Below are 22790 nucleotides of genomic sequence, written 5' to 3'. Positions count from 1 at the left end.
TTCGTGCCTAAAAAAATGTAACTTTGCAGGCAAATTGATGAGCTTATGAAAGTTTTGTTGAGTATTAAGGCTTATGCACTGCTGGTGTGGCGCTCGGTTTACTTTAAGTATGCCGTGGTTTGTATTGTAGGTGTGCTGCTGGTAGGCTTCCTCGACGACAACAGTCTTTGGAGTCATTTCAAGAACCGTCAGCGTATTGCCGAGCTCACAGAGGAGAAGGATCAGTTCGAGGCTGATTTCAACCGCGATCAGGCTCAGATCAAGGAGTTAGACCGTAATCCCAAGGCCATCGAGAAGATAGCGCGCGAACGCTACTTCATGAAGGCCGACGATGAAGATATATTTGTATTGAGCGATGATGATCGCGATGTAAAACCGTTAGAGACTAATGAAAGAGTTGAATAAACTGCAAACCGCCATCTTTCTGTTTGGCGGTATATTAATGGCTGTTGGAGCCGGTACTACATTATTAGGGTGGGGCAGTGCCCCTTATATTTTTGCCATCGGCGCTCTGGGCTTCAGCTCTATGCAGATGCAGCAGCGTTACGAGGGTCAGAACTTCACCATCCGTCGCCTGCGCCGCATGATGCTGCTCAGCGATGTGTTGTTCCTGGTGGCAGCCCTTTTGATGTTTGCCAGCAAAGGCAATTTTTTAGGCTTGAGCTATATTACCTATATAGAATATGTATATAACAAATGGGTAATAGTGCTCCTGATTGCCGCTCTGTTGCAGCTTTATTCTATGCACCGAATTGGTAGTGAACTTGAAAAAGAGGCAAAAAAATAATTAAAAGATTGCGCATTTGTTTTAAAATGCGCAAAATTATTTTCATACCTCAATATATAGTTGTAATTTCGCGGCCGAAAACAATATGTTATGAACAAGATATTCTACGCATTACTAACAGCAGTAACTTTTGCATCGTGTGCTGAATCATACAACATTCAGGGCTCAACCTCTGTGTCGGCACTCGATGGAAGTAAGCTTTACCTCAAAACAATGGTCAACGACGAGTTGAAGAATCTCGACTCGTGCGATGTTGTACATGGAAAATTTAAATTCGCCGGCTTGCTCGACACCATCAAGATGGCCAGTCTGTATATGGACGATGAGCCACTCATGATGCCTGTTGTGATTGAGCAGGGCGATATCGAGATACATATCGACAATACCAATCGTACCGTTAGCGGTTCACCTCTCAACGAGAAACTCTACGAGTTTATGAAGCGTCACGATCAGCTGGGCAACGAGCTCAATGAGCTCTCGCACAAGCAGAGTCAGATGCTGCTCGAGGGTATCGACGAGAACGTCATCAACCGTCAGCTCTCTGCCGAGGCCAATCGCATCGCCATGCAGGAGGATTCGCTCGTTACCAACTTCATTGTCGATAACTTTGATAATGTACTGGGTCCTGGTGTGTTTATGATGATTACTGGCAGCTACCAGTATCCTATCCTTACTCCCCAGATCGAGGATATTATGAGCAAGGCTACTAAGAAGTTCAAGGCCGATCCTTACGTGAAGCAGTACTACCAGGTAGCTAACGAGATTCAGGCTCGTCAGAACGGACTTGTTGAAGATGTACAACCCACTCCAGCACCAGCTCAAGAAAACAATGAAACGCCTGATTCTACACGGAACGCTCGTTAACGACGCCAACAAATTCGACGGTTCTGTCATCGTCGAAGATTCTAAGATAACTAAGATTGTAGAAGGAAACACCGTCCCGAACGCATCATTCGACGAAGTGATTGATGCTTCGGGATGTTTCGTACTTCCCGGTCTGATTGATGATCATGTGCACTTTCGTGAGCCAGGCTTAACTGCCAAGGCCGATATCGATAGCGAGAGTAGGGCAGCAGCTGCAGGTGGCGTTACCACCTACTTTGATATGCCCAACTGCGTACCGCAGACTACCACCCTCGAGGCCCTCGACGAAAAGTTTAAGCTGGCTGCTCAGAAAAGTCACGTCAACTATAGTTTCTTTTTCGGTGCCACCAACGATAATGTCGATCTGTTTTCGCAACTCGATGTGCATCGTATTCCTGGCATCAAACTCTTCATGGGTAGTTCAACGGGTAACATGCTCGTAGATCGTCGTGAGGCTTTAGAGAAGATTTTCTCTACCGCCCAGATGCCTATCATGGTACATTGCGAAGATACCGACATTATTAACCGCAATATGGCCGAGGCTAAGCGCCTGTATGGCGACGACCCTAAGGTAACCCATCACCCCGAGATTCGTAGCGTTGAGGCCTGCTATCAGAGCACCAAACTGGCTGTAGAGCTGGCCCTGAAGCACCATGCCCATCTGCATATTGCCCACCTCACTACGGCCAAGGAGTTAGAGCTAATCCCCCACACCCCACACCCATCACCCATCACCTGTGAGGTGACACCAAGTCATCTCTACTTCTGCGATCGCGATTACAACGCTTTAGGCACCCGTATCAAGTGCAACCCAGCCATCAAGTCGGCAGCCGATCGCGATGCGCTGCGTCAGGCTGTGGCCGATGGACGTATCGCAGTGATTGGTACCGACCATGCTCCCCACCTGTTAGAACAGAAAGAGGGTGGTTGCTGTAAGGCTGCCAGCGGCATGCCCATGCTGCAGTTCTCGTTGGTAACCATGCTTGAGCTGGTTGATAAAGGTGTGCTCACCATCGAGCGTTTGGTTGAGCTGATGTGCCATCGCCCAGCCGATTTGTTCGGTGTGCGTAACCGTGGCTATCTGCGCGAAGGTTATCAGGCCGACATCGTGATTGTGCGTCCTCATGCCGCATGGACTGTAACCAAGGACATCATCCAGAGCAAGTGCGGTTGGAGTCCGATGGAGAACCACACCTACCTGTGGCGTGTTGAGCAGACGCTTTGCAATGGTCATACCGTTTACAAGGATGGCGTTGTAGATACCAACTATATCGGTCAACCCGTTCAGTTTAGATGAAGATTACCTACCGCATATCCGAGCTGGTGCCCTATATCAACTGGGTGTACTACTACTTTGCCTGGCAGGTAAAGGATGAGTCCGAGAAGCAGCGTATGCACGCCGAAGCCCTTGCCAAGCTGCAGGAGCTGGATGCCCAGTATCAGGTGCATGCCGTATTCGAGCTGTTCGATGCCCGTAGTCAGGATGATGATATCGAGATCTACCGCACCCTGCTGTGCCCCGATTGTGGCGTTAAGCACCCCGTGCGTGTAGCCACCATCCCCTGTCTGCGCCAGCAGCAAGGCAATCCCCCCTTCATGTGCTTAGCCGATTTCATCCCCCCCAAAAAATGTCAATTGTCAATTGTCAATTCTCAATTATCAAAGCTTGGCTTGTTCGCCACTACTGTTGATATTGGCTTAGAGACCGATTTTGATAGCGATGTGTATCAGAAGATGCTCACCCAGCTGCTAGCCGACCGTTTGGCCGAAGCCGCTGCCGAGCGCCTGCACGAACAGGTACGTAAGGAGTATTGGGGCTATGCCAAGGATGAGAACCTGAGCATAGAGGATATGCTCGTCGAGAAGTTCCAGGGTATCCGTCCCGCTGTGGGCTATCCCTCGTTGCCCGATACCAGTTTGAATTTCCTGTTAGATGAGATATTGGATATGAAACAGATTGGCATCCGCCTTACCGAGAGCGGTGCCATGAAGCCCCATGCCAGTGTGAGTGGCATGATGATATCCAACCCAAAAGCCCGTTATTTTGCCATTGGTAAAATCGGTGAAGATCAGTTACAGGATTACGCCCGCCGCCGCGCCGTTCCCGCCGAAGTCCTAAGAAAGTGGTTAAATGTTTAATGTTTCGCTCGAACTTGTTCGCTTGCTACCGAAGGGACGCAAGAATCTTTAATCTTTAATCTTTAATGTTTAATGTAATCACCACGATCTCCCCTGTGGCCCCAAAGCGGAACGGTATCAATCCCCCTAAGCCTGCTGTTACAAACAGTGATTGACGACCTTCTTCGTACCAGCCGTTAATCTCTTTGCCCGTCAACTTCATCGGCGCCCAACCAAACAGTGCAAACTGCATGTTGTGCGTATGTCCGCTCAGGGTCAGTTGTGCGCGCCCATCGGGCACAATCTTACGTCGCCATCCACTCGGGTCGTGCTCCAGCATGATTACAAATGGTGTAGCCCCTTGCAGTGCCTTCTTTACGTCGCCTCGCTGTGGAAATCGCTTGCCGTCGCCATCATTATCCAAGCCCGCTATCGTCAAGCTGTCGTTGCCGCGCTTAATGGTGCAGTTCTCGTTCTGCAGCAGGTGCCAGCCCATGCGCTTCTCCAGAGCGATGGTTTCGCGGCAAGGCTGCGTGTCAAGCCCATCCTTTTGTAGCAAGTACTTATCGTAGTCGTGATTGCCCAGCACGCTGTACACGCCGTCCTTAGCCTTCAGCTGGCTCAGTGTGCTCAGGTGTTCGGCTATCTCCTGCGGATCCACGTTCTGCAGGTCGCCAGTAAACACAATCATGTCGGGCTTCTGTGCATTGATCGAGTCAACCGCCCTTTGCAGCAGCCACTCGTTGCGCCCCGTGTAGCTGCCTACGTGCGCATCCGAAAAGAGCACTATCTTGTAGCCGTCGAAAGCTTTCGGCAGCTCGGCCGATGTATATGTCTGATGGTTCACTTCCAGCTTCTGAAAGCCGATAAACGTGCCGTACAGCGCAATATACCACACCACGGCAGCGCCAGCCATCACCAGCTTCAGTCGGCGCTTATAGGCCCAGATGCTGACGGCAGTAAGTGCTATCACAAATAGCACCGTGATGATGATAAATCGGATGATAATCATTGATCGGGATTCTCTACAAAGCCCTGGTATTTAGGGTCGAGTGCCGACATTACCGAGTCGTACGCCTGTCGCAGCGTTGCCTCTACGTTCTCAGGACCCTGTCCTACGGGGTAGATAGGCTCGTGTATGGTCAGCGTCATCGGATGCCAGTTCACAAAATTAAAGCCCTTCATGCGTGGCAGGATGTCGAACGATCCGTTGATGGTGAGTGGTACTACTGGCAACTGCAGTTCGTCGGCCAGTGCAAAGGCGCCCTTTCTGAATACGCCCATATGCCCGGTAAACGAGCGTGCACCCTCTGGGAATACCGTTACGCTGTAGCCCTCCTTCAGTATCTCACGTGCATCGTTGTAGGTCTTACGTATCTTGCTGGGGCCGCGCTTATCCACAAATATCTGGTGACTCTTTTCGCACGCATAGCCTAAGAATGGCACCTTGCGCAGCGCCTGTTTCATCATCCACTTAAAGTTGCGGTTCAGATGTCCGTAAATCAGGAATATGTCGAACGATCCCTGATGGTTGGCCACAAACACGTAGCTCTGGTTCTTTTCCAGATGTTCGCGCCCCTCCACCTTTACCGGTATCAGAAACATCTTGAGGATAAGCTTTCCCCATATATGGCCAGGCATGTAGCCCCAGAAGTGGCCATTGCCTATGGTGGTACCAATGCCCACCTCGAGTGCTGTAATCATCGTCATCAGCACTATTCCCGGCAAACAAACTATAAACTGGTAGATTCTATATAGTATCTTAAGCATAATGTTCAATGTTCTAATCGTTTCTTTAGTACGCTTGCCTAAGCAAGAATGGTCAATGGTCAATTTTCAATTTTCGGATAGCGTCTCGTCCATCCGTCCCAGCGCAGTTTCATCACGCCAAAGAATGCCTCGCCGAATATGCCACCGCTCATCTTGCTCACACCCTCCTGTCGGTTCACGAATATCACGCTTACCTCCTTGATCTTAAAGCCGATTTTGTAGGCAGTGTACTTCATTTCTATCTGGAAGGCATAGCCCTTAAAGCGAATCTTATCCAGTTCGATGGTCTGCAGCACACGGCGCTTGTAGCACTTAAATCCTGCAGTGGTGTCGTGTACGTTAAAGCCCGTTACCAAGCGCACGTATTTCGATGCAAAGTAACTCATCAGCACACGTCCGATAGGCCAGTTCACCACGTTCACACCGCTCACGTAACGGCTACCGATAGCCACATCGTAGCCCTCGTCTTTGCAGGCCGCATACAGTCGTGGCAAGTCGTTCGGGTCGTGACTGAAGTCGGCGTCCATCTCAAATATGTATTCGTAGTCGCGCTCCAGTGCCCACTTAAATCCGGCAATGTAGGCTGTTCCCAGTCCCAGTTTGCCGCTACGTTCCACCAGGTGCAGCTGTCCGCCAAACTCATTGGACATCAGGCTACGCACAATGGCAGCCGTACCATCAGGCGATCCATCGTCGATCACCAGTATATGGAAACTCTTCTCCAACCCGAATATCGCGCGTATAATCTTCTCGATATTCTCCTTCTCATTATAGGTTGGTATGATAACTATACTATCGCTTTGCTTCATACTTTCTTTATTAAAATCGGTGCAAAGATAGTGCAAATCGAGCGAAATACCAAAGGAAAACTCGTTTTTCTTTGTATGGTTATTGTTGTTTTATTTAATTTTCAAATGTAGAAAATGTTGGTATTACCTTTTTGAAGTAATATCCAGGCCCATCAGCAGCCATGCCATAATCTATAATCAGCATACCATCATGAAAACCAAAAGCGGGTCCATCCTCACTGCCGTTGATTGCCAGTCGTTTGCTTCCACCGTCATGTTTGGCTTCAAGAATCTGGTAAGTGTACGTACCGTCATCCAAAAAGGGTTTCGTGTTTTTTTCATCATCTTTGTGCGAATGTTGTATCACCAGCATAGTGCTTGGGTTGAATACAACTTCGATATCGCCTTCTGGATATTCTTTAATACCTCCCCATCCGTAGTTGGCCTTAACAAGATGCCAGGTTCTCTCGAGAGTTGTGGGGTTTTCTTCGTAAAGATAAGTAACGCCAGGCATCAGCTCATCGTCGCTACTACTGCAGGCAGCAAAAACACATGCCACCATTAGTCTCATCATGTTTTTAATTACTCTTTTCATTGCCTTTCTGAATTTATAGTTCTCAATCTATCGTTTTGCTTATATAATCAGAAAAGCCTCCCAATCTTGTATTTCTCTGTTATTATTTAACAATTGTTATAAGTATAGTGCAAAAATCCCTTCGTATGAACTTTGCGAAGGGAGTATATTATGGTTTCATTTGTACTGTTAGTTACTTCTAATCCTGAAAAATAGGATTATCGGCTATTACCTGTTTGGCAGGTATACGGCGTATGACCTGGTCGGCTCCGCAAACCACTACATCCTGATTTCTTAGAGCTTTTTCTTGAAGCATCCTTTTTTCTGCCAACTCTAAACCACGACGTAATTTCTCGTTAAATTCCTGTATTTCTTTGTTTGTCATAACTCTGCATTTTTAAGTACAACACTTTTTCGTCTATTATAGTATTGGCATTTCTGCCACCAGAGGCAATCCTTCTACAATATTCTCTATTTCTGCGTGCAAAGATACGAAGAAGTATTTAAAGTTTCAAATATTTTTGTTACTTTTGCATTCCGGAATGACCGAAGTAGCTAACACAACAACTAATTATCTAAGCCCAGGATCGATTTGTTGGGCTGCTTTCCTGGCTATGGGCGCACGATTGGATTACCCAGACCGTGGATACGGAGATGCTGGCCACTATCATGCAGCGTAACTGTACCTTGAAAAAGGCCGATATCGTGGCTGTGATCAGTGAGCTCATCGAGACGATGGCCGACCAGTTACAGGATTCTAAGCGTGTGAAGCTGAACGGCTTTGGATCGTTTAAGATCGGTATCCGTGGCGAGGGCGCTGACAGCGCTGCTGACTTCAGCATCAGCAAGAACATCAAAGGCTTGCACGTGCTGTTTCAGCCCGAGGTAAAGACCGATGGCAGTGGTCTGCGTCAGAAGACCTTCATCACCGGTTGCAGTGTGCAGGAGGCGCCAAAGAACGATGTCGACACCACTAAGCCAACCACTGGCGGTAACAGTCAGAGTGGCAACGGTGGTAGCACCCAGCCAAGCAACGGTGGTAACGGCGGTGGCAGCCACGAGCCCATCGGGGATTGAGGTTTGGGGCTTCGGCCCCAGCCTTATTAAAATGTAAAAATGTAATAATGTAAAAATTAAGAAAGGAGGAATTATGATGAAGAACTGGAGGACTTATGCAAAGTTCCTTTTGGCAGTGCTAACCGCCTTGTTAGGAGCGGCAGGAGCAGCTGCCTCGGGCGTACAAATCGTGTAAACGCTTCGCTTGTCGAAGAAATCGTGTAGCGCCAGAGTGTGTTTAGGCACGAAATACGCGAATTAACGCGAAGAAAATAAATTAATTCGTGTAAATTCGCGTTATTCGTGCCTTTTTTTGTATCTTTGTCCGCGAATCACAATGAAGATAGAAGAACTAGAGAAGGTATATGCCAAGTTGCCACAGGTGGCGGCGCTGGCTCATGAGATAGAAAATGCGGCTACACGACGTATTTTCCTTGAGGGGCTGTTGGCCTCGAGTGCACCCATGTTGTTTGGTAGTCTGGCTGCTAAGTGCAAGTCGCCCATCCTGTTTATACTGCAGGATGCCGAGGAGGCGGGCTACTTTTATCACGACCTGACACAGCTGTTGGGCACCCGACAGGTGCTGTTCTTCCCAAGCAGCTACCGTCGTGCCATCAAGTACGGACAGCTTGATTCGGCCTCACAGATCCTGCGCACCGAGGTGATGACACAGATCGACAAATCGGTGTTCATCGTAACCTATCCCGAGGCGCTGGCCGAGATGGTGGTACCCAAGCAAACGCTGAACGACCGTACGGTGGTGATTGAGAAAGGGCAGGAGGTGCCCGTAGGCGATATTACTAAACAGTTGCGCGAGTTGGGCTTTAACGAGGTGGACTACGTGTACGAGCCCGGACAGTTTGCGTTGCGTGGCTCTATCCTCGACGTGTATAGCTACAGCTGCGAGTACCCGTATCGTATCGACTTTTTTGGCGACGATGTGGAGAGCGTGCGCACCTTCCAGGTAGAGGATCAGCTCTCGCTGGATGCGCGTGACAGGGTAGAGATAGTGCCCGAACTGGAGGCCGACGAGGCAGCTCAGGAGCCGTTCCTGTCGTTGTTGCCCCAGGATACCATCATTGCCACCAAGGACTATCTGTATGTGCGCGATGCCATCGATGCCGCTTTCCAGGAGGATATGCCGCTGGTAACAGGCGTGCAGTTCATGCATCAGGCCGAGGGCTTCCGCAGGATTGAGTTCGGTCATCGCCAGTCAATGGTCAATGGTCAATGGTCAATGATCAGCTTCCACATCACCATTCAGCCTCTGTTCCATAAGAACTTTGAGATGCTGTTTCAGGCTTTCGACAACTATCTGCACCAGGGTTACCAGGTGTATATACTGGCCGACAGTGCCAAGCAGAACGAGCGCTTGAAGGATATCTTTGCACAGCGTGCCGAAAACGAGGGTGAGCATGCACAGATACGTTTTACACCGGTAGATAAGACACTGCACGAGGGTTTTATCGACGACGACCTGAAGGTGTGCTTCTTTACCGACCACCAGATATTTGACCGTTTTCACAAGTACAACCTGAAGAGCGACAAGGCCCGTAGCGGAAAGATGGCGCTGACGCTGAAGGAGATACAGCAGTTTGAGATTGGCGACTACGTGGTACACGTGGATCATGGTGTGGGACGATTCGGCGGACTGGTACGCATGCCGCAGGGCGATGGCTATCAGGAGATGATCAAGCTCACCTATCAGCATGGCGATGCCATCTACGTGAGCATCCACTCGCTGTATAAGGTGGCCAAATACAAGTCGCAGGATAATGGCGAGGCACCACGACTCTCTACCTTGGGTACGGGGCAGTGGGAACGCCTGAAGGAGCGCACCAAGCAGCACATTAAGGAGATAGCACGCGACCTGATAAAACTGTATGCCAAGCGCAGGAAGGAAAAGGGCTTTGCCTTTAGTCGCGACTCGTATCTGCAGCACGAGCTGGAGGCCTCGTTCCTGTATGAGGACACACCCGACCAATTGAAGGCTACGCAGGATGTGAAGGCCGATATGGAAAAGGCACGCCCCATGGACCGACTGGTGTGCGGTGATGTGGGCTTTGGTAAGACCGAGGTGGCTGTGCGTGCAGCCTTTAAAGCCGCTGTGGATGGCAAGCAGGTGGCTGTGCTGGTGCCCACTACGGTATTGGCCTATCAGCACTTCCGTACGTTCAGCAACCGACTGAAGGACATGCCTGTAACGGTGGATTACCTGACGCGAGCACGTACCACTAAGGATACCAATCGTATACAGAAAGATCTGGCCGAGGGTAAGATAGATATCATCATCGGCACGCACCGACTGATTAGCAAGAGCGTGAAGTTTAAGGACTTGGGACTGCTGATTATCGACGAGGAGCAGAAGTTCGGTGTATCAACCAAGGAAAAGCTGCGCCAGATGAAGACATCGGTAGATACACTTACGATGAGTGCCACGCCTATACCACGTACGCTGCAGTTCTCGCTGGTGGGCGCACGCGATCTGAGTGTGATACAAACGCCACCACCTAACCGCTATCCGATACAGACCGAGATCCATACCTTTAGTCCGGAGATTATTGCCGAGGCTGTGAACTACGAGATGAGCCGAAACGGACAGGTGTACTTTGTGAACAACCGTATTTCAGATTTGCAGCATATAGCCGAGATTATACAGAAGTACGTGCCCGATGCGCGTATATGTATCGGACACGGACAGATGAAGCCCGAGGAGCTGGAAAAGATTATCCTCGACTTCTCGAACTACGATTACGACATACTGCTCTCGACCACCATCGTTGAGAACGGTATCGACATACCTAATGCCAATACCATCATTATCAATGGCGCCCACAACTTCGGACTGAGCGATCTGCACCAGATGCGCGGACGTGTGGGACGTGGCAACCGCAAGGCCTTCTGCTATCTGCTGGCACCACCACTCTCGGCATTGAACCCGGAGAGTCGCCGACGACTGGAGGCCCTCGAGAACTTCTCCGACTTAGGTTCGGGTATTAACATCGCCATGCAGGATCTGGACATCCGTGGTGCCGGAAACCTGTTGGGGTCGGAGCAGAGCGGCTTTATTGCCGACTTGGGCTACGAAACGTACCAGAAGATTCTGAGTCAGGCAATGAGTGAGCTTAAAAACGAAGAGCCCGAATTCCTAGCTTCGGCCGAATCGGCCGCTTCAGCGGCAGACTCTGCCGCTGGAAAAACTAGCCCGGCTAGCCTGGCTAGTGAGACTAGTAATATCTCCTGGGTTGACGACTGTGCGCTGGATAGCGATATCGAGATGTACTTCCCCGATCAGTATGTGCCGAGCGATTCGGAGCGTATGCTGCTGTATCGTGAGCTTGACAACCTGGCTAACAGTACCCAGTTGGAGTTGCAACTGGATGCCTATCGCAAGCGTTTGGTTGACCGTTTTGGTGCCATACCAGCTGTGAGCGAGGAGCTGATTCTGGTGGTACCGTTACGTGTGGCCGGTAAGCAGCTGGGTATCGAGAAAATCATGCTGAAGCAGCAGAAGATGTTCTTCTACTTTGTGAGTCGCGACGATAGTCCTTACTTCCAGAGCGAGGCCTTTGGTAAGATACTGCAGTACGTGTCGCGCTATCCCCGTAAGTGCAACTTCCGCGAGGGTAAGGGCAAGCATTCGGTGGTGATTTCGGAAGTACCTACTGTAGCTTCTGCACTGACAATCTGTCAGGAGATTATGTCAATCTGACGCGTAATTTGCCTCTGGTATCTGTTTTGCAATCATGGCTTGTGAACGCCACTAGGCGCTCAACAACATGGTTTAACAATTTAAAAAAATAGAATTAGGAGGTAAAAATTATGATGCCAGTAATGAGAACTAACAGTTGGATTCCAAGTGTATTTGCAGATTTGTTCGACACCGAGTATATGCCGAAGGCAAATTGCACAGCACCTGCTATTAACGTAAAAGAAAGCGACAAGGCCTACACCGTAGAGCTTGCAGCACCGGGCATGAAGAAGGAGGATTTTAATGTTCATATTAACGATGAGGGCAACCTGATTATTAAGATGGAACAGAAGCAGGAGCACAAGGATGAGGATAAGAATATGCGCTATCTGCGCCGCGAGTTCTCGTACTCGAAGTTTGAGCAGACACTGATACTGCCCGACGATGTGAAGAAGGAGGACATTAAGGCACGCGTAGAGAACGGAGTACTTACCGTAGAGCTGCCTAAGATAGTAGAAGAGAAGGTAAAGCTATCGCGACAGATAGACATTGCATAATAAAACATTGGAGAAGCGGTTAACAAATGTTAACTGCTTCTTTTTTTTCGGATTATTTCTTATCTTTGCAGTCTAAAACCTAAAATACAGCATTATGAGTTGGCAATCGATTATTTTTATTCTGGTTCTGGTTTTGTTTGCAATCTGTCTTTTTTTGGTGCAGCATTATTATCACGTGCGCCTAAGAAATGAAATAGGTCGTGCACAGCGTAGCGAGCGTATTAAAACGGTGTTTATGGCCAATGTGAGTCATGCCTTGCGTACGCCTTTGAATGCTATTATTACCGATAGTCAGAAGCTGCTGGATAATGAAGAATCTGATCCGAAGAAACTGAAAGCCATGATGGCTACCATTAACCAGAATGGTAAGCAGCTGCTGTATTTTATATCGCAGCTACTCGAACTGTCGAGCTTTGATAGTAATATGGCCACTTTTACCTTGATAGAGGTGAATCTGGCCGAGTTGATAGCGTCGTATCGCCGTGAGGCTCAGCGCGATGCAGGTGCCAATGTACAAGTAGTTGTACGTTCGCCATTATCGCCACACGCCAAGGGCATGGTAGATACCAACCTGATGTATCAGCTGATGACACACCTGTTGCACAATGCGCTTGCGCACACCCAGGAGGGTACCATTACCATCGATTATGATTATGCCGATAATGGCTTGAAGATAGAAGTGATTGATACAGGCGACGGTGAGCCTCAGGACTTCAAGTCGAACTTCTCAACACTCATTCAGGGTAACGATTCGCTGGCACTGTTTAATCAGCGTTCGGGTCTGGGCTTATCTATCTGCAAGTCGATTGTTGAGGGTCTGCATGGCACCATCGAACTGAAGTCGGAGAAAGGCAAGGGTACCCATGTTACGGTTTGGATACCTTGTAAGATGCGCGACATGAAGAAGGGGCTGGTAAAATAACCACAACTTGTTTAGCGTACGGTAGGATTGAGGTTACGGCGCAGGAAGAAGGCGCGCGTAGCCAGGAAATATGTGGCTACACCTGTACCGTTAACGAGTACTACCGTCCAGAAGGCTGCGCTGTAGCTAATCAACTCGGCTACGATACCACCAACCAGAATTCCTAATCCCATACCGATATCCCACGAGATAAGGATGGTACTGTTGGCAGTGCCACGCTGTTTGTTGGTGGCCACATTGATGGTCATGTTCTGGAACGCAGGCCACATATGACCGTTGCCTAAACCAATCAACAATGCGGAACCGTAGTAGCCGATGAACATTGACCATTGACCATTGACCATTGACCATTCTTGCCTTGCAAGCCAGCAGAGCTGGAGCGGACCATTGACCATGGAACTTTGAGCCAAAGTTGGCATTAAAATGAACAATGTGTAACCTACCAGGGAGATGACCATGCCGGTGGCGGCGTTATGGGTTACACGACCGTCGCGGAGGGCTTTGCTACCCTGCAGGCGACTGAGGATAAGACCTACTGAGCACAGCATGAAATAGGTGCCTGTGCCACCGGTAATGCCCATTACCTCCTTACCATAAATGGCCAGATAGTTGCTAAGCACACCAAAACTAAAGCCAAAAGCCACCATGTTCAGTCCCAACAGCCAGCCACGTGTAAGGAAGAAACGGTCGAGTGAGAGCCTTGAGCTTCTAGCCTGGCTAGAATCTCTAGGCTTAAGCTTTACAGTACTATCAATCAGCCAGCCTGTGGTGGCTACGATGAGCGCTAACCAGAACAGAAACTCGAAGCTGTTGGTAAGCTGGTAGATGAAAATGCCGATGGTGGGCGCGATGGCCATGGCCAGATTGTTGCTCAAGCCGTAATAGCCGATACCCTCGGTACGACGGCTGCTGGGAAGCACATCGATGGCCACGGTAGAATTGGCCACGGTGAGGGCGCCGAACGGACCGCCATGCAGTGTGCGCACAATGGTGAACAGCAACAGGGTAGAGGCGGCCAGGTAGCCGGCAAAGAAGATGGCAAACACGCCAAACGACACCATGAGCACCATTTTGCGGGGGAACGAATCTACTACATAGCCGCTGAACGGACGAAACAGCAGGGCGGTGATGGTATAGCCCGAGAGCACCAGTCCGATCACGTCCTTGGTGGCTCCGAAGTGCTCGCTCAGGTAGAGCGGCAACAGTGGTGTAAGCACGTAAAAGGCAAAAAACAACGTAAAGTTGGCTGCCATTACCTTGCAGTAGTTCCTATTCCAAAGTTTATCCATTTCGGGTGCAAAGGTACGATTAAGCGCGCACAAAACAAAACAACTAACGTTAACGAACTATAATGGGGCTTAACTTTTGCCCTTTGCGTACGTCTAACATCAAAAAAATCATTATCAACTATAAGTATGAAACGAATTGTAATGCTTTCGGCCGTAGCCCTGCTCATGTCATCGGCAGCTATGGCTCAGACCAAAGAGGTGAAGATTGGTGATGTAACCATGACCATCACCCCCGAAAAGGGCGCTAAAATCACGTCGCTCAAGTATCAGGATCAGGAAGTTATTTCGCAGCTCAGGTGGCCCGAAAGCTTCGGTAGCACCTTCTGGACAAGTCCGCAGAAGGAGTGGAACTGGCCTCCCGTATTCGAACTCGACAAGGGCGTGTACGAGGTGGTAGAGAAAGACGGGCATCTGGTGATGACCAGTCCGGTATCGGAGAAGCTGAAGTATCGTGTGCGTAAGGACTTCAGTACCGATAAGAAGGATGGTGCTATTGTGATTACCTATTCGATCATAAACGAGAGTGGTGAGGAACGTAAAGTGGCTCCCTGGGAGATTACCCGTGTGCCTAATGCCGGTGTGATTAAGTTTGATGCCCCTGTGGAGAGCATCTGGCCTGCTGGCTTGATGAACTTTGAGCAGAAAGACGGTGTGGCTTGCTATGCTGCCGACGAGGCCCAGCAGAACCGTAAGGTGAATGCCGACGGTAAGGGCTGGCTGAGCTACGAGAACAACGGCCTGGTGCTGACCAAGAAGTTTGCCGACCTGAAGGCTGATGAGCCTGCTCCTGGTGAGGCCGAGATTCAGGTGTACGTGAACCGTGGCAAGACCTATATAGAACTCGAGAGCCAAGGTGCTTATACAACCCTGGCTCCCGGTGCTGAGCTAAGCTGGACGGTACGCTGGTACCTGCAGCCTGCTAAATAACGTGCAAGCCTAAGAATACCATCAGGCCGTTCATCAGTATCCAGAAGATAGCGAACGGCATGGTCTTACGCATAATATCGCCATCCTGACCCTCCATATCACATGCTGCGGTTGCGATGGCGATACTTTGTGGCGACAGCAGCTTACCACCTTCGGAGCCGGCACAGTTGGCTGCAGCAAGCCAGTTGGTCTCGCTACCACTCACACCAAAGAAAGTGCCCTGGTTAACCAATCCTAAGTCGGTAGCGGCAGTGGCCTGCAGCTTACCAAACAGAATGTTGGCGTTGGTGGCACTACCTGTAACAAACGTACCGATAGAACCGATGAGCGGTGCAAAGAATGGGAAGGCCACGCCGGTAAGCATTACCAGACCCTTAGCGATATCGTTAGTCATACCTACATTGTTCATGAGCATAGCCATGGCCACCAGACAGCAGATGGTAACCACCGTCTTCTGCAGGTTCAGTGTGGTTTTGGCCAGCAGCTTCAGCAAGGCACCGATACTCATGCCCTGAATCAATCCGCCAATCACAGCACCCAGGAAAATCATCAGTCCGGCATTCGACAGCCAGCCAAACTTAAAGGTGTTGCCAATAACGGGCAGGTCGAACTTGGTAACCAGTGTACTACCCAACAGCTCGTTAACAGGAGGCACAATCTTACTGCTGATCAGGATGAAGAAGATAATCAAACCGTAAACACTCCAGGCCTTGAGCGTTTTAACCAGACCGAAGTTCTTCTTCTCGATCTGTACCGTATCGTTAGCACTCTCATCGTGTATAAACAGCTTGTTGTAAATCAGCATGGCGGCGATGGCGGCTACCGAACCCAGAATGGCTGGTGTCTCAGGACCGATAAAGTGGGCACAGCAGAACTGCACGATAATAGAGAACGAACCCACAAACAGTGCAATGCAGATGTTCTTGACAACCTTGGTCTTATCCGTTAGCATCAGGATGAGGAACGGGGTGATAAAGAACATGAGCGACAGCTGCAGGATAATAAAGGTGGCTACCTCGCAAAGCTCCTCGGGGGTAGCGGTACCGCTGGCAGCAACCTGGTTGGCCAGTGTGGTGGCGGGCAGGCCGACAGCACCGAAGCCTACGGCTACAGTGTTGGCAATCAAACAGATTACAGCCGAGAACATGGGCTTGAAACCTAAGCCTATCAGGATGGCTGCAGGGATGGCTACAGCCGTACCAAAGCCTGCCATACCTTCGAGCACACCACCAAGACCCCATGTAAGCAGCAGTACCAGCAGACCTTTATCCGAGGTCATCTGGATAAACTGCGTTTTAATCGTCTCGATCTCCTTGGTTTCGCAAAGGATGTTATAACTAAAAATCGCACATATAATAATAAGTATGATAGGGAAGCAGGCCTTGAGCAGTCCCTCGACTACCGACCATAGCGTGATGCCAACAATGCTTGCCTGTGCATACTTCTCGGGCACAATGCCTAAGGCAGGTGCTGCGAACAGTGCCAATACAACGGTTACAATCAGCGTAACGATAGCGCTCTTGTAGCCAGATACCTTGAAACCCATCATTAATACAATGAGTAACAGAATAGGGATAGCAGATACTAATGCTGACATAGGATTTTAGTGTTAGTGAATATTTATATAAGTTCTGCCGACAAATATACGAAAACTTTTGATACGTACCACGATTTTTTTTGTGAAAAAATCAAAAGAGTCAAAAAAACGTAGAAAAAGTGTGATGATATCGAAAAATTTTGTATATTTGCTCACAAAAATCGAGTATAACTAAACCCAAGAGCCCTATGCTAAACGAATTCTTATCAGAACTTCGGCGATTCATGCCTGCCGAGCGCATTTACACCGACGAGCTACGTACCTTAGGTTGGGGTACCGACGCCAGTTTTTATCGCCAGATTCCGAAGGTAGTGCTTCGTAGTGATGGTGAGGCCGAGATATCAAAGATTGTACAGTTGTGCGACAAGTATAAACTGCCCTTTACCTTCCGTGCTGCTGGCACATCGCTCTCGGGACAGAGCTGTACCGACAGCGTGCTCATTGTGGCTGGCAAGCATTGGGAGAAGTATATGCTTTCGGATACAGCCGAGAGCATCAAGCTGCAACCTGGTATAGTGGGGGCGAGGGTTAATCAGATACTGAAGCCATACGGACGTGTGTTCCCACCCGATCCGGCATCTATCGGTGCTGCCATGGTAGGTGGTATCGTGGTAAACAATGCTTCGGGTATGAACTGCGGCGTGCATGCCAATAGCGACCGTATGCTACTATCGGCGCGTATCATCCTGACGGATGGTACGGTGCTGGATACTGGCGACCCGGTGAGTCGCGAGGCATTCAAGAAACAACATCCTGATTTTATCTCTAAGATCGAGGCACTGCGTGACAAGGTACGTGCCGACCAGGAGCTGACCGATCGCATTACCAAGAAATACAGTATTAAGAACGTAACGGGTTTGAATCTGCGCCCACTGGTGGCTTACGACGACCCGTTTGATATCATCGCACACTCTATCGTAGGTAGCGAGGGCACACTGGCTTTCCTGTCGGAGGTAACGATGAAAACACTGAAGGACTATCCGTTCAAGGCATCGGCCATGGTTTACTTTATGACCATGAAGGAGAGTTGCGAGGCTGTGGTGGCTATGAAGAAGCTGAAGGCTGGCGACGAAGACCTGGAGATGAGCGCCGAGAACCTGATGGTGAAGAGTGCCGAGATGCTCGACTATAAGTCGCTATCATCGGTTGATGATCCCGTTTATCTGCAGTATAAGCAGGATGTGGATGCCGGTAAGATTGAGGGCGTGCAGCCTGGCGATTACCATAACTTGACGGCAATACTGACCGAGACCAAGGGTATTACCCACGATCAGCTGCTGTTGAAGATTGAGAAGATAAAGGAGTGCTTAGGTGCATTCAAACTCTATATTCCTGCCGAGTTTACCGAGGATCCGGCTGTGTACGGTAAGTACTGGGCCATCCGTAGCGGTATATTCCCATCGGTAGGCGGTACACGTCCGGTTGGCACCTCGTGCCTGATTGAGGATGTGGCATTCCCCATCGAGAGTCTGCCTGAGGCTACCGTGAAGTTGCAGAAGCTGATAGCCGATCATGGCTACGACGATGCATGTATCTACGGTCATGCCTTTGAGGGTAACTACCACTTTATCTTGAATCAGAGCTTTGCCGATGAGCACGAGGTGGCCCGTTATGCCGAGATGATGCGCGATGTGGCTAAGCTGGTGGTTGAGGGCTACGACGGTAGTTTGAAGGCCGAGCACGGTACTGGTCGCAACATGGCACCATTTGTGAAGTACGAGTGGGGCGAGAAGGCCTACGAGGTGATGAAGGAGCTGAAGGCTATTTTCGACCCGAACGGACTGCTGAACCAGGGTGTGATATTCAACGACGATCCCGACTGCTTTATCAAGTGCCTGAAGCCGCTGCCAGAGTTGGATTACGACTTCAAGAGTGTGCCTGATGGCGGACACTACCTGATGGATCACAAGCTGAGTACAGCCAAGGAAACCATCGAGCAGGTGAAGCGTGCCAACAAGTGTATTGAGTGCGGATTCTGCGAGGTTAACTGTATGTCGTGCGGACTCACACTATCTTCTCGTATGCGTATCGCCGTACAGCGCGAGATTTGTCATCTGATTAAGACTGGTGAGGACGACGAGCGCCTGGAGCGCCTGCAGAAGCAGTATAAGTACTATGGCGATCAGACCTGTGCTACCGATGGCTTGTGTTCAACCTCATGCCCCATGAAGATTAATACAGGCGAGCTGACGCACCTGATACGACAACTGGACATGAACACACGTCCGTTGGGCTACTGGGTGGGCGATTATGCATCCAAGCATATGGCGGGCATCAAGAGCGGACTGCGCGTAGTGCTCGACGTGGCACATGCCGCACACGTCACACTCGGTCCGACACTGATGACTACCGTATGTCGTACGATGAACAAGATGGGCCTGCCACTCTGGACTACCGCTATGCCTAAGAAGCATCGCCAGCCCAAGAAGAGCGACCTGACGCAGTTTATCATTAATTCCATTGACCATTCACCGTTGACCATTGACCATTCTGCTGCGCAAACAGAAGATAAAAATGTTCAATGTTCAATGTTCCGCTCCAGCTCTGCTGGCTTGCAAGGCAAGAATGTTCAATGTTCAAAGGTGGTTTACTTCCCCAGCTGTATCAATCAGACTATGGGACAGTCGAAGAGTGGTGGCAAGATTCACGACCTGGTGGATGAGGTGATACAGTTGATGGCTAAGGCTGGCTACGAGGTAATCTTCCCAGAGGGCATGGAGCGTATGTGCTGTGGCCAGATATGGGAGAGTAAGGGTATGCTGGATATTGCCGACCGTAAGAGTGCCGAACTGGAGCAGGCGCTGTGGAAAGCATCCGAAGAAGGCAAATATCCGGTGCTGTGTGCGCAGAGTCCGTGTCTGCACCGTATGCGCAAGGTGATGCATAAGATGCATCTTTACGAGCCAGCTGAGTTTATTATGAAGTACTTGGTACCACGATTGGAGTTCCATCCTATCGATCGTCATATAGCACTGCACCTGACGTGTTCTACCCGACAGATGGGTGTAGATAAGGATATGATAGCTTTGGCTAAGCTGTGCTCAAACAACGTGTTCCTACCCGAGGGTGTGGGGTGTTGCGGCTTTGCTGGCGATAGAGGCTTTACCTTCCCAGAGCTGAATAAGTACGGATTGCGCAAGCTGCGCCCACAGATTGAGGCTAACCATATCGAGGTGGGCTACTCTAACAGTCGTACCTGTGAGATCGGTCTCGAATCGAACACAGGCATACCTTATATGAGTATTGTGTATCTGGTAAATGAATGTACAACAACTAAAAAATAATAATTAAACAAGTGATGAAAGTGTTACTTAGAAAACTGTTGCTGGTTGCCATTGTGATGGCAGCCAGCACTGCTGTGCAGGCGCAAGCGCTCCTGACTACACATGTAGAGACTGGTGATGTACAAGGTGTACTGGACGATGGACTGGCCGTGTATAAGGCCATCCCATACGCAGCACCTCCTGTTGGTAATCTGCGTTGGCGCGCTCCACAGCCTGCTAAGGCCTGGGAGGGTGTACGCGTGTGCGATGAGTTTGGAAAAATGCCTCCACAGCCCACACGTCCTGGTCGTACGGCCGATATGATGAGCGAGGACTGCCTGTATCTGGGTATTGCCACACCAGCTAAGACCGTAAACGACAAACTGCCTGTGATGGTATGGATTCATGGTGGCGGTTTCCAGACCGAGTGGTATGGTGGCGACCTGTGGAAGCACCTGGCACTGCGTGGTGTAGTGATCGTGAGCATCGAGTACCGTACAGGTGCCTTAGGCTTTATGGCCCATCCCGAACTGACTAAGGAAAGCAAAGACGGCCATTCGGGTAACTACGGATTGTTAGACCAGATTTATGCCCTGCAGTGGGTACAGCGTAACATTGCCCAGTTTGGTGGCGATCCTGATCAGGTAACCATCTTTGGTGAGAGTGCTGGTGCCATCAGCTGTAGCATGCTGTGTGCATCGCCTTTGGCACGTGGTTTGTTCCATCGTTGTATCAGTCATAGCGGTGGCTCGTTTGCGCCTTGGAGCGATGCGCCACGTTCGTTAGGACTTGATGCCTCGCAGAAGGGTGCCGAGCAGCAGGGTGTGGCCTTTATGAAGCATCTGAAGAAAAAGAATCTGAAGCAGCTGCGTGCCATGGATGCCATGGCACTGTGCGATGGCAACGTGGGCTTTGCTGGTTTCTGGCCTTGCGTGGATGGTTACGTGATTTGCGACGACCAGTATCGTATGTATGAGCGCGGCGAGTATAACGATGTGCCTGTAATCGTGATGACCAATAGCGACGAGGGTGCGCTGTTTGCCCCAGGTAACATTACTGCCGAGGACTATCAGAAAACGCTGAAGAGCATTTTTGGTGCTTGGGCCGACGAGGCATTGAAGTTCTATCCTGGTGCTACCAACGACGAGGCTTGGCACGGCTTTGGCGATGCCTTCCGTGATATGGGCTTTGCATGGCCATCGTATGCATGGGTTAGCTTGCAGGCCAAGACTGGTAAGAGTGCGGCTTATGCGGCTTATCTGGCTCAGCCTTCGGAGATGAGTTTTTCACGTGATCCACGTCGTAAGGGTGTGGCTCATGCCGATGATATCATGTACCTGAACGGTATGTTCCTCGACCAACCTCAGAAGTATCCTACCGAGAGTGCTCTGGCCGAAATCATTCAGCAGTACTGGATAAACTTCGCCAAGACGGGTAATCCTAACGGTAAGGGGCTGCCTTACTGGCCAACCTTCGACGAGAGCAAGCCAACCACTATGCAGTTCAGCAATGGTGCATCGCTGATTAATGTGCCTAACCGTGAGCAGATTGATTTCGTGGATCGTTACTATCGTGCAAAGCGTGCCGAAGTAGAATCGAACAGATAATTTATTCAATTCATTTACACAAATAATTAAACGCTACTAATGAAAGTATTCAGTAAACTTATGCTGGTTGCCATGATGATGGCAGCCAGCATTACTTCACAGGCCCAGGAACTTTACGTGGGCAGTTACAACATTCGTTACCAGATCGACGACGATGCCAAAGCAGGTAATGCCTGGCAGCAGCGCATGCCGGTATTGTGCGGTCAGATACTGTTTGAGCATCCGGACATCTTTGGTGCTCAGGAGGTATTGGAGTCGCAGCGTCAGGACTTATTAAAGCAACTGACCGATTACGACTGTATCGGTTTAGGTCGCGATGATGGTAAGCATGCCGGCGAGCACTCAAACATCTTCTACGACCGTAACAAAATCAAACTGTTGGATCATGGCGACTTCTGGTTGTCGGAAACCCCTGAGAAGCCTGGTTTGGGTTGGGATGCCGCTTGTGTGCGTATCTGCTCGTGGGGTTATTTTAAACTCAAGGGTACCAGCCTGAAGTTCTATTACTTTAATCTGCACATGGACCACGTAGGTACTGTGGCACGCCGCGAGGGTGCTAAACTGGTGGTGCAGCGTATCAAAGAGATTGCTAAGGGTAAGCCCGTGGTGCTGACAGGTGATTTTAATGTTGATCAGACTAACGAGATTTATGGTATCTTTACACAGTCGGGTGTATTGGACGACAGCTTTGAGAAGGCTCAGTTCCGCTTTGCCGAGAACGGTACCTTTAACAGCTGGGATCCTGAATTGAAGACCGCCAGTCGTATCGACCACGTGTTTGTATCGCCTGCCTTTACCGTACAGCGTTACGGCGTGTTAACTAACACCTATTGGACCGAGAGTCCACAGCAAGGTGAGGAACTTAAAGGTGCCGATGCTCCACAGGAAATCAGCTTTAAAAAGTATCAGAAGCGTCTGCCTTCAGATCACTATCCAGTATTTGTAAGATTAAAGAAGTAATAAAAAAGCCTCGCTCATCG

The 22790-nt window shown here is 49.8% G+C and carries 20 protein-coding genes; 13 read left to right on the top strand and 7 right to left on the bottom strand.

All coding sequences use genetic code 11. The features are described 5' to 3' along the window. Positions 1-45 precede the first annotated feature (45 nt). The 5 genes from BLR73_RS04860 to BLR73_RS04840 all read left to right on the top strand — a co-directional run bounded on the left by BLR73_RS04860 (position 46) and on the right by BLR73_RS04840 (position 3790). Positions 46-405 carry an FtsB family cell division protein gene (locus BLR73_RS04860; RefSeq protein ID WP_052173359.1) on the top strand — a complete coding sequence of 120 codons (360 nt, stop codon included), beginning with the start codon at positions 46-48 and terminating at the stop codon, positions 403-405. Further along, on the top strand, positions 389-787 hold the full coding sequence (locus tag BLR73_RS04855; protein WP_013063039.1) for a hypothetical protein: 399 nt from the start codon (positions 389-391) through the stop codon (positions 785-787). The genes BLR73_RS04860 and BLR73_RS04855 overlap by 17 nt, the downstream gene beginning before the upstream one ends. A gap of 90 nt (positions 788-877) precedes the next feature. Next, positions 878-1651 (top strand): DUF4369 domain-containing protein, encoded by a 774-nt coding sequence (locus BLR73_RS04850; protein WP_013063767.1) that lies wholly within the window; start codon positions 878-880, stop codon positions 1649-1651. After that, positions 1617-2948, top strand: a complete 1332-nt coding sequence (locus BLR73_RS04845) for a dihydroorotase (protein ID WP_091859533.1) — start codon at positions 1617-1619, stop codon at positions 2946-2948. Before BLR73_RS04850 ends, BLR73_RS04845 begins: the two co-directional genes overlap by 35 nt. After that, a complete protein-coding gene (locus BLR73_RS04840; protein ID WP_091859530.1) occupies positions 2945-3790 on the top strand; it encodes a vitamin B12 dependent-methionine synthase activation domain-containing protein in 846 nt (281 codons plus the stop codon). The genes BLR73_RS04845 and BLR73_RS04840 overlap by 4 nt, the downstream gene beginning before the upstream one ends. Before the next feature lie 55 nt (positions 3791-3845). Here the strand turns inward: BLR73_RS04840 and BLR73_RS04835 are convergent, their stop codons facing one another. From BLR73_RS04835 to BLR73_RS04815, 5 genes are all read right to left on the bottom strand, one after another. Beyond that, entirely contained in the window at positions 3846-4781 is a 936-nt protein-coding gene (locus tag BLR73_RS04835) for a metallophosphoesterase (protein ID WP_091859528.1), read from the bottom strand. Then, positions 4778-5539, bottom strand: a complete 762-nt coding sequence (locus BLR73_RS04830) for a lysophospholipid acyltransferase family protein (RefSeq protein WP_091859525.1) — start codon at positions 5537-5539, stop codon at positions 4778-4780. Before BLR73_RS04830 ends, BLR73_RS04835 begins: the two co-directional genes overlap by 4 nt. 59 nt (positions 5540-5598) lie before the next feature. Further along, positions 5599-6348 (bottom strand): polyprenol monophosphomannose synthase, encoded by a 750-nt coding sequence (locus tag BLR73_RS04825; protein WP_013063502.1) that lies wholly within the window; start codon positions 6346-6348, stop codon positions 5599-5601. Between the two features lie 94 nt (positions 6349-6442). Then, positions 6443-6922: a hypothetical protein gene (locus BLR73_RS04820; RefSeq protein ID WP_143010882.1), complete on the bottom strand. Its 480-nt coding sequence runs from the start codon at positions 6920-6922 to the stop codon at positions 6443-6445. A gap of 178 nt (positions 6923-7100) precedes the next feature. Beyond that, a complete protein-coding gene (locus BLR73_RS04815) occupies positions 7101-7286 on the bottom strand; it encodes a hypothetical protein (RefSeq protein WP_091859519.1) in 186 nt (61 codons plus the stop codon). A gap of 257 nt (positions 7287-7543) precedes the next feature. Here BLR73_RS04815 and BLR73_RS04810 point away from each other — a divergent pair, with 257 nt between their 5' ends. The 4 genes from BLR73_RS04810 to BLR73_RS04795 all read left to right on the top strand — a co-directional run bounded on the left by BLR73_RS04810 (position 7544) and on the right by BLR73_RS04795 (position 13127). Continuing rightward, entirely contained in the window at positions 7544-7978 is a 435-nt protein-coding gene (locus tag BLR73_RS04810; protein WP_091859515.1) for an HU family DNA-binding protein, read from the top strand. A 316-nt stretch (positions 7979-8294) separates the two neighbouring features. After that, complete coding sequence (gene mfd / locus BLR73_RS04805; RefSeq protein ID WP_091859511.1) at positions 8295-11669, top strand: transcription-repair coupling factor; 3375 nt, start codon at positions 8295-8297, stop codon at positions 11667-11669. A gap of 110 nt (positions 11670-11779) precedes the next feature. Further along, positions 11780-12205 (top strand): Hsp20/alpha crystallin family protein, encoded by a 426-nt coding sequence (locus tag BLR73_RS04800; protein ID WP_028907222.1) that lies wholly within the window; start codon positions 11780-11782, stop codon positions 12203-12205. Between the two features lie 175 nt (positions 12206-12380). Then, entirely contained in the window at positions 12381-13127 is a 747-nt protein-coding gene (locus BLR73_RS04795; protein WP_176763614.1) for a sensor histidine kinase, read from the top strand. A gap of 11 nt (positions 13128-13138) precedes the next feature. Here the strand turns inward: BLR73_RS04795 and BLR73_RS04790 are convergent, their stop codons facing one another. Then, positions 13139-14416: an MFS transporter gene (locus BLR73_RS04790; protein WP_233456408.1), complete on the bottom strand. Its 1278-nt coding sequence runs from the start codon at positions 14414-14416 to the stop codon at positions 13139-13141. A gap of 126 nt (positions 14417-14542) precedes the next feature. Between BLR73_RS04790 and BLR73_RS04785 the strand changes: the two genes are divergently transcribed. After that, positions 14543-15343, top strand: a complete 801-nt coding sequence (locus BLR73_RS04785) for a hypothetical protein (RefSeq protein ID WP_143010881.1) — start codon at positions 14543-14545, stop codon at positions 15341-15343. Here the strand turns inward: BLR73_RS04785 and BLR73_RS04780 are convergent. Then, a complete protein-coding gene (locus tag BLR73_RS04780) occupies positions 15336-16940 on the bottom strand; it encodes an L-lactate permease (RefSeq protein ID WP_091859503.1) in 1605 nt (534 codons plus the stop codon). The genes BLR73_RS04785 and BLR73_RS04780 overlap by 8 nt on opposite strands. A 188-nt stretch (positions 16941-17128) precedes the next feature. Here BLR73_RS04780 and BLR73_RS04775 point away from each other — a divergent pair, with 188 nt between their 5' ends. Genes BLR73_RS04775 through BLR73_RS04765 form a run of 3 tightly spaced genes read left to right on the top strand, consistent with a single transcriptional unit; the run spans position 17129 to position 22770 of the window. Further along, positions 17129-20224: an FAD-binding and (Fe-S)-binding domain-containing protein gene (locus tag BLR73_RS04775; RefSeq protein ID WP_091859501.1), complete on the top strand. Its 3096-nt coding sequence runs from the start codon at positions 17129-17131 to the stop codon at positions 20222-20224. A gap of 14 nt (positions 20225-20238) precedes the next feature. Then, positions 20239-21810: a carboxylesterase/lipase family protein gene (locus tag BLR73_RS04770; RefSeq protein WP_233456495.1), complete on the top strand. Its 1572-nt coding sequence runs from the start codon at positions 20239-20241 to the stop codon at positions 21808-21810. Positions 21811-21849: 39 nt separating this feature from the next. Continuing rightward, positions 21850-22770: an endonuclease/exonuclease/phosphatase family protein gene (locus BLR73_RS04765; RefSeq protein WP_233456409.1), complete on the top strand. Its 921-nt coding sequence runs from the start codon at positions 21850-21852 to the stop codon at positions 22768-22770. Positions 22771-22790: the final 20 nt, after the last annotated feature.

Source organism: Prevotella sp. khp1, assembly GCF_900102205.1.
In the GTDB taxonomy this organism is placed as follows: Bacteria; Bacteroidota; Bacteroidia; order Bacteroidales; family Bacteroidaceae; genus Prevotella; species Prevotella ruminicola.
Note: the sequence above shows the minus strand (reverse complement) of the source record. Positions and strands in the feature narration are given on the sequence as shown.